This is a genomic window from Pseudomonas sp. NFIX10 (assembly GCF_900111955.1).
Classification (GTDB): Bacteria; Pseudomonadota; Gammaproteobacteria; order Pseudomonadales; family Pseudomonadaceae; genus Aquipseudomonas; species Aquipseudomonas fluorescens_AA.
The window spans coordinates 1-11,538 of record NZ_FOKH01000011.1 but is presented as its reverse complement, the minus strand read 5'-3'; the positions used below and the strand labels follow the sequence as shown (position 1 = coordinate 11,538).

General features: G+C 62.6%; 8 protein-coding genes and 3 pseudogenes. 5 read left to right on the top strand and 6 right to left on the bottom strand.

Annotated features, from left to right (window positions below; all coding sequences use genetic code 11):
- The first annotated feature begins 190 nt into the window (after positions 1-190).
- The gene (gene ppx, locus BM321_RS12110) at positions 191-1,693 is read left to right on the top strand and encodes an exopolyphosphatase (protein WP_092333009.1); all 1,503 of its coding nucleotides are present in this window, start codon (positions 191-193) and stop codon (positions 1,691-1,693) included.
- Positions 1,694-1,872: 179 nt separating this feature from the next.
- On the opposite strand, the gene ppk1 is transcribed toward ppx, so the two are convergent.
- A complete protein-coding gene (gene ppk1 / locus BM321_RS12105) occupies positions 1,873-4,089 on the bottom strand; it encodes a polyphosphate kinase 1 (RefSeq protein WP_092442680.1) in 2,217 nt (738 codons plus the stop codon).
- A 17-nt stretch (positions 4,090-4,106) separates the two neighbouring features.
- A complete protein-coding gene (gene hemB / locus BM321_RS12100; RefSeq protein WP_072405986.1) occupies positions 4,107-5,120 on the bottom strand; it encodes a porphobilinogen synthase in 1,014 nt (337 codons plus the stop codon).
- Positions 5,121-5,324: 204 nt separating this feature from the next.
- Between hemB and BM321_RS12095 the strand changes: the two genes are divergently transcribed.
- Complete coding sequence (locus tag BM321_RS12095) at positions 5,325-5,948, top strand: DedA family protein (RefSeq protein WP_092203232.1); 624 nt, start codon at positions 5,325-5,327, stop codon at positions 5,946-5,948.
- Here the strand turns inward: BM321_RS12095 and BM321_RS12090 are convergent.
- Positions 5,929-7,164, bottom strand: a complete 1,236-nt coding sequence (locus BM321_RS12090) for a sterol desaturase family protein (RefSeq protein WP_092442679.1) — start codon at positions 7,162-7,164, stop codon at positions 5,929-5,931. The genes BM321_RS12095 and BM321_RS12090 overlap by 20 nt on opposite strands.
- Positions 7,165-7,287: 123 nt before the next feature.
- On the opposite strand from BM321_RS12090, the gene elbB reads away from it, so the two are divergent.
- Positions 7,288-7,956: an isoprenoid biosynthesis glyoxalase ElbB gene (elbB, locus tag BM321_RS12085; RefSeq protein ID WP_092333003.1), complete on the top strand. Its 669-nt coding sequence runs from the start codon at positions 7,288-7,290 to the stop codon at positions 7,954-7,956.
- A gap of 119 nt (positions 7,957-8,075) precedes the next feature.
- Here elbB and BM321_RS12080 read toward each other — a convergent pair whose 3' ends face one another.
- Positions 8,076-8,531: a YaiI/YqxD family protein gene (locus BM321_RS12080; RefSeq protein WP_092254454.1), complete on the bottom strand. Its 456-nt coding sequence runs from the start codon at positions 8,529-8,531 to the stop codon at positions 8,076-8,078.
- 109 nt (positions 8,532-8,640) lie between these two features.
- Positions 8,641-10,539 (bottom strand): cytochrome c/FTR1 family iron permease, encoded by a 1,899-nt coding sequence (locus BM321_RS12075; protein WP_092442678.1) that lies wholly within the window; start codon positions 10,537-10,539, stop codon positions 8,641-8,643.
- Positions 10,540-10,652: 113 nt separating this feature from the next.
- On the opposite strand from BM321_RS12075, the pseudogene BM321_RS12070 reads away from it, so the two are divergent.
- Positions 10,653-10,880 (top strand): annotated as a pseudogene (locus tag BM321_RS12070) (hypothetical protein); the annotation flags it as partial.
- A gap of 83 nt (positions 10,881-10,963) precedes the next feature.
- Positions 10,964-11,047: pseudogene (locus BM321_RS29800) on the top strand (penicillin-binding protein activator LpoB); the annotation flags it as partial.
- Positions 11,048-11,261: 214 nt separating this feature from the next.
- On the opposite strand, the pseudogene BM321_RS12065 reads toward BM321_RS29800, so the two are convergent.
- Positions 11,262-11,538: pseudogene (locus BM321_RS12065) on the bottom strand (IS110 family transposase); the annotation flags it as partial.

Here is an 11,538-nt window from a genome sequence, read left to right as displayed (position 1 = left end):
TGCCGGCTCTGGCCTCATCGCGAGCATGCTCGCTCCCACAGGTTCTCGGTTGCCGGCTATTGCGCAGGCGAGACAAAACACATGTGGGAGCGAGCTTGCTCGCGATTGACCGCGAAGCGGTCGCCTTTGCGTTGGCGTAAGCGGTCGATCGTGGCAGGATGGCGAGGTTATCGACCGAGACTTTTTGACCATGCCGCAATCCCAAGCCAAGAATCTGTCCCTGATCGCTGCCATCGACCTGGGCTCCAACAGCTTCCACATGGTCGTCGCCAAGGCCCAGAACGGGGAAATCCGCATTCTTGAACGGCTCGGCGAGAAGGTCCAACTGGCCGCCGGCATCGACGAAGAACGCCAGCTGAGCGAAGAGTCCATCCAGCGCGGGCTCGATTGCCTCAAGCGGTTTGCCCAACTGATCAACGGTATGCCCCTGGGCGCGGTGCGGATTGTCGGCACCAATGCCCTGCGCGAGGCGCGCAACCGTGGCGAATTCATCCGTCGCGCCGAAGAGATCCTCGGCCATCCGGTGGAAGTCATCTCCGGCCGTGAAGAAGCCCGCCTGATCTACCTGGGCGTCTCCCACACCCTGGCCGACACCCCGGGCAAGCGCCTGGTGGCGGACATCGGTGGTGGCAGTACCGAATTCATCATCGGCCAGCGCTTCGAACCGCTGTTGCGCGAAAGCCTGCAAATGGGCTGCGTCAGCTACACCCAGCGTTATTTCCGCGACGGCAAGATCACCCCGGCCCGCTACGCCCAGGCCTACACGGCGGCGCGCCTGGAAATCATGAGTATCGAACACGCCCTGCACCGCCTGACCTGGGACGAAGCCATCGGCTCCTCCGGGACCATTCGCGCCATCGGCCTGGCGCTCAAGGCTGGCGGCCACGGTGCTGGCGAGGTCAACGCCGATGGCCTGGCCTGGCTCAAGCGCAGGGTGTTCAAGCTCGGCGAAGCGGACAAGATCGATTTCGAAGGCATCAAGCCCGACCGCCGGGCGATTTTCCCGGCGGGCCTGGCGATCCTCGAAGCGATTTTCGACGCCCTCGAACTGCAACGCATGGACCACTGCGAGGGCGCTCTGCGCGAAGGCGTGCTCTACGACCTGCTGGGGCGTCATCATCACGAAGACGTGCGTGAACGCACCCTGGGCTCGCTCATGGAGCGTTATCACGTCGACCTGGAGCAAGCCGCACGGGTCGAACGCAAGGCACTGCATGCCTTCGACCAGGTGGCCGATGACTGGGACTTGAACGACGGGGTCTGGCGCGAATTGCTGGGCTGGGCCGCCAAGGTCCATGAAGTGGGCCTGGACATTGCCCACTATCACTACCACAAGCATGGCGCCTACCTGATTGAGCACTCGGACCTGGCGGGCTTCTCCCGGGAAGACCAGCAGATGCTGGCGCTATTGGTGCGCGGCCACCGGCGCAACATTCCCAAGGATAAATTTGCCGAGTTCGGCGATGACGGCATCAAGCTGATTCGCCTGTGCGTGCTGCTGCGTTTTGCGATCCTGTTCCACCACATCCGTGGCACCCAGGAAATGCCCCAGGTCGCCCTGCATGCCGACGGCGATCAACTGGACGTGATGTTCCCCGACGGATGGCTGGAAGAAAACCAGCTGACCCAGGCCGACTTCGCCCAGGAAGCCGAGTGGCTGACCCGGGTCGGGATTGTGTTGAACATTCACTGAGCCCCGCCACAACTCAGATCTATTGTGGCGAGGGGATTTATCCCCGTTGGGCTGCGAAGCAGCCCTAAAATCTGCCAGCTCGTTGTGCCAGGCTGATTACCTTCAACTCTTTGGGGCCGCTTCGCGGCCCAGCGGGGATAAATCCCCTCGCCACAAAAGCGGCCCCTCCCAGAGCACGTTTAACGAACCGCCAACACCGGGCTGCTCAAGCGCTCGAGCAATGTCGCCTGGGCGCTGCGCGGGTTCTGGTTGCCGGTGGGCGTGTTGCGGATGTAACGGCCATCCGACTGCAGGCTCCAGCTGTGGGTGTTGTCGGTGAGGTAGCTTTCCAATTCCTTCTTGACCCGCAGGATCAGCTTCTTGCCTTCCACCGGGAAGCAGGTCTCGACCCGCTTGTCGAGGTTGCGCTCCATCCAGTCGGCGCTGGACAGGAACATCTGCTCCTCCCCGCCGTTGAGGAAGTAGAACACCCGGGTATGCTCCAGGAACCGCCCGATGATCGAGCGTACATGGATGTTATGGGACACCCCCGGGATGCCAGGCCGCAGGCAGCACATGCCCCGCACCACCAGGTCGATGCGCACGCCCGACTGGCTGGCCTTGTACAACGCGCGGATGATCTTCGGATCGGTCAGCGAGTTGAACTTGGCAATGATGTGGGCCGGCTTGCCGTCCAGGGCGAACTGCATCTCCCGGGCGATCATGTCGAGCATGCCCTTTTTCAAGGTGAACGGCGCATGCAGCAGTTTCTTCATGCGCAGGGTCTTGCCCATGCCGATCAACTGGCTGAACAACTTGCCGACGTCTTCGCACAAGGCATCGTCGGAGGTCAGCAGGCTGTAGTCGGTGTACAGGCGGGCGTTGGCGGCGTGGTAGTTGCCGGTCCCCAAGTGGGCGTAACGCACGATCTCACCGGCCTCGCGGCGCAGGATGAGCATCATCTTGGCGTGCGTCTTGAAGCCGACCACGCCATAGATCACCACCGCGCCGGCCGCTTGCAGGCGGCTGGCCAGCTGCAGGTTGGATTCTTCGTCGAAACGGGCGCGCAATTCGATCACCGCCGTGACCTCCTTGCCGTTTCGCGCCGCGTCCACCAGGGCATCGACGATTTCCGAGTTGGCGCCGCTGCGGTACAGGGTCTGGCGCACCGCCAGGACGTGAGGGTCCTTAGCGGCCTGGCGCAGCAGGTCGACCACCGGCGTGAACGATTCGAACGGGTGCAACAGCAGGATGTCCTGCTTACTGATCACGCTGAAAATGTTCTCGCTGTTTTGCAGCAGTTTCGGGATCTGCGGCGTGAACGGCAGGTATTGCAGTTCCGGGTGACTGTCCAGGCCGGTGATGCTGAACAGTCGGGTCAGGTTGACCGGACCGTTGACCTGATACAGCTCGGTCTCGTGCAGGTTGAACTGCTTGAGCAGGTAGTCGGACAGGTGTTTCGGGCAGGTGTCGGCCACCTCCAGGCGCACCGCATCGCCGTAGCGACGGGAGAACAGCTCGCCGCGCAGGGCGCGGGCCAGGTCTTCGACGTCCTCGGTGTCCACCGACAGGTCGGCGTTACGCGTCAGGCGGAACTGGTAGCAACCCTTCACCTTCATGCCCTGGAACAGGTCATCGGCGTGGGCGTGGATCATCGACGACAGGAACACATAATTGTCGCCGGGGCCGCCGACATCTTCCGGCACACGGATGATACGCGGCAACAGGCGCGGCGCCGGAATGATCGCCAGGCCGGAATCGCGACCGAAGGCGTCGATCCCTTCCAGTTCGACGATGAAGTTCAGGCTCTTGTTGACCAGCAGCGGGAACGGGTGCGTCGGATCGAGACCGATCGGCGTGATGATCGGCGCGATCTCGTCGCGGAAATAGCGGCGCACCCAGGTCTTGATCTTGGTGTTCCAGTAGCGCCGGCGGATGAAGCGCACCTGATGCTTTTCCAACTCCGGCAACAGGATGTCGTTGAGGATCGCGTATTGCCGGTCCACATGGCCGTGGACCAGCTCGCTGATGCGGGCCAGGGCCTGGTGCGGTTGCAAGCCGTCGGCCCCTGCCTGTTCACGGGCGAAGGTGATCTGCTTCTTCAGGCCGGCGACGCGGATTTCGAAGAACTCATCCAGGTTGCTGGAAAAGATCAGCAGGAATTTCAGCCGCTCCAACAGCGGATAGGACTCGTCCAGCGCCTGCTCCAGCACGCGGATGTTGAACTGCAGTTGCGACAGCTCGCGATGGATGTACAGGCTGCTGTCATCCAGGTTCGGAATGGCAATCGCCGGTGCCGGGGCGGGCTCGATGACGGCCGGGGGAGCGGGCTCCAACTCCGGCGGTGTTTCGGCAACTTGCTCGACCACGGGTTGAGCGTCTTTTACGGCAACTTCGGAGAGTCCTTCGGTATTCATCGCAAGTTCCTGGGAGGCTATTTCTGCTCTCGTAACAATTGGGCGGCGCGCACGGCAAAGTAAGTCAGGATGCCATCGGCACCTGCGCGTTTGAAAGCGGTCAAGGACTCCAGGATCACCCCTTCGCCCAACCAACCGTTCTGGATCGCGGCCATGTGCATGGCGTACTCGCCGCTGACCTGATAAACAAAGGTCGGCACTTTGAATTCGTCTTTGACCCGGCAAAGAATGTCGAGGTAGGGCATGCCAGGCTTGACCATGACCATGTCTGCCCCCTCTGACAAGTCAGCCGCCACTTCGTGCAAGGCTTCCTGACTGTTGGCCGGGTCCATCTGATAGGAGGCCTTGTTGGCCTTGCCCAGGTTCAGGGCCGAACCGACCGCATCGCGGAACGGGCCGTAATAGGCGCTGGCGTACTTGGCCGAATAGGCCATGATCCGCACGTTGACGTGACCGGCCACCTCGAGGGCTTCGCGGATCGCCTGGATGCGCCCGTCCATCATGTCCGAGGGGGCCACCACCTGGGCACCGGCCTCGGCATGGGACAGCGCCTGCCTGACCAGTGCATCGACGGTAATGTCGTTCTGCACGTAGCCCTCTTCATCGAGGATACCGTCCTGCCCGTGGGTGGTGAACGGGTCCAGCGCCACGTCGGTGATCACCCCCAGCTCCGGGAAACGCGCACGCAGGGCACGCGTCGCACGTTGGGCGATGCCCTCCGGGTTCCAGGCTTCGGCGGCGTCCAGGGACTTGAGCGCCGGTGGCGTGACCGGGAACAGGGCCAGCGCCGGAATGCCCAGCTCGACCCAGTGGGCGGCTTCTTCGAGCAGCAGGTCGATGGTCAGGCGTTCCACCCCGGGCATCGACGCCACCGCTTCGCGACGGTTCTCACCGTCCAGCACGAATACCGGCAGGATCAGGTCATCGGTGGTCAGCACGTTTTCACGCACCAGCCGACGAGAGAACTCATCACGGCGGTTGCGACGCAGGCGGGTAGCAGGGAACAGACGATTGGCGGGGGTAAAGCTCACGGCAGACTCCTGAGCCCGCAGACGGGCGAGCGTGACAGTTATAAGCGGACATTATGACGAACGTGTGACAGTTGTGCTAAAGCGCGGCCGGTAGTCGCAGTCATTGTCTTCTGTAGGAATTGTTCACGTCGAGACACATTTCGATACTTTCCTGAATGTGCCTGAAGGGTTAGGCTGCGCGTTCATTTCGCCAGCACCCAGACAATGCTCCAACAATTTCTGCATGACTTCGGCTACTTGGCCTTGTTTATCGGCACGTTCTTCGAAGGCGAAACCATCCTCGTGCTCGCAGGTTTCCTGGCGTTCCGTGGCTATATGGACATCAACCTGGTAGTGGTCGTGGCCTTCTGCGGCAGCTACGCGGGCGATCAGCTATGGTACTTCCTGGGACGCAAGCACGGCCGCAAGCTCCTGGCGCGCAAGCCGCGTTGGCAGTTGATGGGGGATCGCGCGCTGGAACACATTCGCCGGCATCCGGACATCTGGGTGCTGAGCTTCCGCTTCGTCTATGGCCTGCGCACGGTGATGCCGGTGGCGATCGGCCTGTCAGGCTACCCGCCGGGCCGCTACCTGTTGCTCAACGGCATCGGTGCGGCGGTCTGGGCCACGGCCCTGGCCGCTGCCGCGTACCACTTCGGCGCCGTGCTGGAAGGCATGTTGGGCAGCATCAAGAAATACGAGTTGTGGGTACTCGGCGCGCTGCTGGTGCTGGGCCTGGTCCTGTGGTTGCGCCGACGGATCAAGAATGCGCGGCTGGCCAGGAAAGTCCTCGAAGCCGAACGCCTGGAACAAGCCAAGTCCGACGCACCTACGACGCCCACCGAGTGAACCGGCTGCGGCAGCAATACAGCCCGATGCCACTGAGCAGGCTGTAGCTGAGCAGCCCGACCCAGGCCACAGCGCTGGCCGGCCACAACCCGGCCAAGGGCGCCAGCCACACCAGCGGCAGGTTCGAGGCCAGCCGCAACAGCTCCAGTTTCAGCGCCCACGGGCGATTCTCCAGGGCCACGCCCAACACGAACAGACCGAACGCCACCGCGCCCCACCCCAGCACCAGGGCGGCGACCGGCAGGCTGCTTTCAAGGTTCATCAAATAACTGCCCAAGGCAATGTAGACGCAGAACTGCAGCCCCACGTACCACTGCTGGCGCGGGTCCAGCGGCACGGTGAATTTGCGGAACTGGCTCAGGTCCGGCTTGTTCAGCGGGTACTGGGCCGCAACGTCCGCCGGACGCCAACCGGTGGGCATGAACCAGATCCGCAGCTTGTCCCGCCAGCGCCCAGCCCGCCGCGCATCGGCCCACAGCTGTGCATAGAATTGCAGGTTGGCCCACAACGGATTCCAACTCGCCAGCGGCGTGGTCACGCCAAAAATCACCGGCTCGTTATCGTCTTCTTCCTGGAAGGTGCCAAATAGACGGTCCCAAATAATGAACACCCCGCCGTAGTTACGATCCATGTAGAGAGGGTTCTGTGCATGGTGGGCACGATGATTGGACGGCGTCACGAAGCACCACTCCAGCCAGCCGAGCTTGGGAATGTGCTGGGTGTGGACCCAGAACTGGTACAGCAGATTCAACGCCGCGACGCTGACGAAGACCACCAGCGGCACGCCCAGTACGGCGAGCGGGACGTAGAAGACCCAGCTCAACAGGAACCCGGTGCTGGTCTGGCGCAACGCGGTGGACAGGTTGTAGTCCTCGCTTTGGTGGTGAACCGAATGGGCGGCCCAGAGGATGTTGCGCTCATGGCCCATGCGATGCAGCCAGTAGTAACAGAGGTCGTAGAGCACGAAAGCGAACACCCAGGTCCAGGCCCGGTCGGCAGGCAGTTCGATGATGGCCAGGTGTTTCAGCGCAAAGGCGTAGGTCAGCAGCCCCACGCCCTTGGTCAACAGGCCCGTGGTGGTCGACAGCACGCCGGTGCTCAAGCTGCTGATCGCGTCCGCCACGCGGTAGTGGCTCACACCCCGCCAGCGATCGGCCAGCAACTCGACGGCGATCAGCACGAAGAAGAACGGCACGGCATACAGGATGAAGTTCATGACGCAACCCGGGCATGGGAGGCAGGGAGATAGTCGGCAGATTAGGTGTAGCTGCCCGATCCCCCTATGGCAACGAGTGACAAATTAGTAGACATTTAACGCCATGAATCTGGAGAAAAGCCCATGAGCAAAAAAATTGCAGTGATCCTTTCCGGCTGTGGCGTCTATGACGGCGCCGAGATCCACGAAAGCGTGATCACCTTGCTGCGTCTCGACCAGCGCGGAGCGCAGGTCCAGTGCTTCGCCCCCAACATTGCCCAATTGCATGTGATCAATCACCTGACCGGCGAGGAAATGCCCGAGAGCCGCAACGTATTGGTGGAGTCGGCGCGGATCGCCCGGGGCAACGTAAAGGATTTGCGTGAAGCCAGGGCCGAGGATTTCGACGCCTTGATCGTACCCGGTGGTTTTGGCTCGGCGAAAAACCTCTCCAACTTTGCCGTCGAAGGCGCCGGCTGCAGCGTCCAGCCAGAGGTCCTGGCCTTGACCGAGGCCTTTGCCGAGGCGGGTAAACCGGTCGGGCTGATCTGCATCTCCCCGGCCCTGGCGGCCAAAATCTATGGCCCGGGGGTGACGTGCACCATCGGCAACGACCCGGACACGGCGGCAGCCGTGGGCAAAATGGGGGGGACTCACGAAGACTGCGCGGTCACCGACATCGTCGAAGACCGCGCGCGCAAACTGGTCAGCACCCCGGCCTACATGCTGGCGCAGAACATCAGCGAAGCGGCCTCAGGCATCAACAAGCTGGTGGACCGGGTGTTGGAGCTGACGCACGAGAACGACGCCTAGCAACACGCCGAGCCCCTGTGGGAGCGAGCTTGCTCGCGATAGCGTCGGCTCAGCCACATTTGCATTGGTTGATACACCGCATCGCGAGCAAGCTCGCTCCCACAGGGGGTGGGCATGATTCAAGGCAATCGGGCCAAGCGCGTCAGTATCCGGTCCAAAGCATTGGCGAACCCTTGCTTGTCCCGCTCGCTGTACGCCGCCGGGCCGCCGCCCATGTGGCCCTGTTCGCGCAGATCGGTGAACAGGTTTCGCACCGCCAGCCGCTCGCCCATGTTTTGCGCATCGAATTCCTTGCCTCGCGGGTCCAGGGCCGCGACGCCCTTCTTCACCAACCGGTCGGCCAGGGGCACGTCGCTGCAGATCACCAACTCACCCGGCACGGCGTGTTCCACCAAGTAGTCGTCCGCCGCGTCGGGGCCGCTGGGCACCACGATCAATTTCACGCAGGCCAGGGCCGGCTTGATCTGCGGTTGACCGGCCACCAGCACCACCTCGAACCGGCGCTTCAGGGCGAACTTGACCACCAGCTCCTTCGCTGCCTTGGGGCAGGCATCGGCGTCGATCCATACGCGCATTGGGGTTGTTCCTCTTTTTAAATGCATCGCGAGCAAGCTCGCTCCCACAAGGACAGCCTACATCCTGTGGGAGCGAGCTTGCTCGCGATTACGAGCGCAGCGAATGCTGTCAGGAAACCTGGACCCGACGCTTCTCCGCCACCCAACTGCGCCCATACAGCACCACGATCGCCAGGATCGCCACCACTTGAGCGGCCAGCGAATAGGCATCGGCATGAATGCCCAGCCAGTCGAAGTCGAAGAACGCCACCGGGTGGGTGCCGAAGATCCCCGCTTCCTGCAACGCCTTCACGCCATGACCGGCAAACACCACCGACAGTGCGCACAACAACGCGGCGTTGATACTGAAGAACAGCGCCAGCGGCAGTTTCGCCGAGCCGCGCAGGATCACCCAGGCCAGCCCCACCAGCAGCACCAGCGCCGTCGCGCCGCCGGCCAGCACGGCGTTATGCCCGGCAGGACCGGCTTGCAACCACAGGGTTTCGTAGAACAGGATCACTTCGAACAGTTCGCGGTAGACCGAAAAGAACGCCAGGATCGCAAAACCAAACCGACCACCGCCGCCCACCAGGCTGCTCTTGATGTAATCCTGCCAGGCCGCCGCGTGACGACGGTCGTGCATCCAGACACCCAGCCACAGCACCATCACACTGGCGAACAACGCCGTCGCGCCCTCGAGCAGCTCGCGCTGGGCGCCGCTGACGTCGATCACATACGCCGCCAGCCCCCAGGTCGCCAGGCCGGCCAGCAGCGCCAGGCCCCAACCGACGTTGACGCTGCGCACCGCCGACTGCTGACCGGTGTTGCGCAGGAACGCCAGGATCGCCGCCAGCACCAGAATCGCTTCCAACCCTTCACGCAGCAGGATCAGCAACCCGGAGATGTAGCTCAGCGACCAGCTCAAGCCATCGCCACCCAGCAGGCCGGCGGACTCCTTCAACTTGGCCTTGGCCGCGTCCAGGCGCTGTACGGCCTGCTCCACCGGCAAACCGTCCTGCAACGACTGACGGTAGGCCATCAGGGCCTTTTCGGTGTCCTTGCGCACGTTGGCATCGACGTTGTCCAGCGAGCTTTCCACCAGCTCGAAACCTTCCAGGTAAGCCGCTACCGACAGGTCATAGGCCTGGTCGTGGTCACCTGTGCGATACGCCGCGATGCTTTTATCCAGGGTGGCGGCCGTGTAGTCGAGCAACTGCGCCGGGCCACGTTGCACCTGCGGCGGCTGGGCGCGCTGGGCACGGAATGTCGCTGCCGCTGCGGGGCCTTGCGCGGCGAGCACTTCGGCCGGGGTCTGGCGCGCCAGGTCAGCGAGATTGAAGACTTGTTCGCTTTTGGCCGCGGCCGGGTCGGCGCTGAAACTGGCGATGTAGGTGGCCAGGTCCCAGCGCTGACGGTCGTCGAGCTGATCGGCGAAGGCCGGCATGTCGGTGCCTTCGATGCCCATGCCGAGGGTGTTGTAGATCGCGTAGAGACTCAGGCGATCCAGGCGCTGGGCGTCGCGCAAGTTGGAGGGCGGCGGTTCCAGGCCAACACCGGCAGGACCGTCGCCGGCACCGTTGGCGCCGTGGCACACCGAGCAATTCTGCGCATACAGTGGCGCGCCGCGGGTGGGGTCGGGCGTGATGACCGGTGCCTGGCTGACTTCATACGCTACCGCCAGCCTGGCCCCCAGTTGCCGCGCCAGGCGGGCGACATCGCCGCCGTCCTGGCGCTGGGTGATCGCCGTGCGCAGGGTGCCAATGTCTTGGACCAGCCCAGTCTTTTCCGGCTTGGCCGGCAACCCGGCGACCAACCCTTCCAGCGCCCGGGTCAATTCCAACTGCTCGCGGTACTCCGCCTCGTCGATGACCTTGCCCGCCTCGACCGTCGCCGGGTAATCCGCTCCGATGTAATCCAGCAAATGCAGCGCCTGGGGGGCACTCTCGAGGGTGTCGGCTTGCAGCGCAGTGCTGCACAAAGCTAGCAATGGCAGTACAAGCCAGGCCAGGAAACGGAACGGCGCAGTCATGAATGACTCTCAGTTGGTAATAAGAAGTAACACATTGTTCACTTCCAATGGCTTCGGCTCAAGGGCGGATGTGGCTTGGAAGCCTATTTTCATCGGATTTTAATGCTTTGGCCTTTCGCAACTACGACAACGAATGGGCCCAGACCAGCCAGCAGTTGGCGTCCGGCAACGTCGACGGCGCGCGGACCCAGATCAAGAAGAGCCACGAACGCGAAGCGGTGATCGCCGACCTGCAGGACAAGGAATACCTCAAGCGCGAGGAAGAAGCCGAGAAACCAGGGGTCAAGACCGAATACGGGGACCTCCAGGGTTACCCGGTGGCCAGCCTCGACGCCCCGGATTTCCGTTTGGAAACCAATACCCCTTAAAGACGCAAAAAACTGTGGGAGCGAGCTTGCTCGCGATAGCGCCGGATCAGCCAGCCATGATGCGACTGACCCAGGGCACGCCCCACACAGCGGCGTCCAATGGCGACATCTATGACGTTATCAAGCGCATCAAGGCCGGGTGCCGACTATGTGCAGCGCAATAATCTGCCCCGGGGTACCGCGCCGGTGATCCTGCGCTGAGCCACGTCGCGGGATAGGTAGATGCTTTTGTGGCGAGGGAGCTTACTCCCGTTCGGTTGCGCAGCAACCGCCAAAAGCCAGGGCTGCTTCGCAGTCCAGCGGGAGCAAGCTCTTATCAAACAAAAAATAACCCATTGTTTTTGCTTCTAAAAATCATGCTGCTTTGACTAATTGCATGCCCAACTTGCGGGCCTTGCGCTCCAGAGCCCGCAATTGGCGTCCCCGGCTTTTCTCCTCAAACTCTTCTATCCCTTTCTCAACGTAGGGCTGGCCTTTGGTGAGCATGGCGTAAATCAATCGCGCCAGTTGATGAGCCGTCGCCTTGATCGCACAACTGGTGTCCATCCGCGTCAGGCGGGCACGGTGACTGGCGCCAATAAAACTTTTGTCCTGCCGGGCGTTTGAGGCCGCTTGCTTGAGGGCTTGGGCG

What these genes read in the sequence shown, in the direction of transcription:
- elbB (WP_092333003.1), top strand. Translation starts at nt 7,288, where the DNA reads ATGAGCAAAAAAATTGCAGTGATCCTTTCCGGCTGTGGCGTCTATGAC.
- ppk1 (WP_092442680.1), bottom strand. Translation starts at nt 4,089, where the DNA reads ATGAATACCGAAGGACTCTCCGAAGTTGCCGTAAAAGACGCTCAACCC.
- BM321_RS12095 (WP_092203232.1), top strand. Translation starts at nt 5,325, where the DNA reads ATGCTCCAACAATTTCTGCATGACTTCGGCTACTTGGCCTTGTTTATC.
- BM321_RS12080 (WP_092254454.1), bottom strand. Translation starts at nt 8,531, where the DNA reads ATGCGCGTATGGATCGACGCCGATGCCTGCCCCAAGGCAGCGAAGGAG.
- BM321_RS12075 (WP_092442678.1), bottom strand. Translation starts at nt 10,539, where the DNA reads ATGACTGCGCCGTTCCGTTTCCTGGCCTGGCTTGTACTGCCATTGCTA.
- BM321_RS12090 (WP_092442679.1), bottom strand. Translation starts at nt 7,164, where the DNA reads ATGAACTTCATCCTGTATGCCGTGCCGTTCTTCTTCGTGCTGATCGCC.
- ppx (WP_092333009.1), top strand. Translation starts at nt 191, where the DNA reads ATGCCGCAATCCCAAGCCAAGAATCTGTCCCTGATCGCTGCCATCGAC.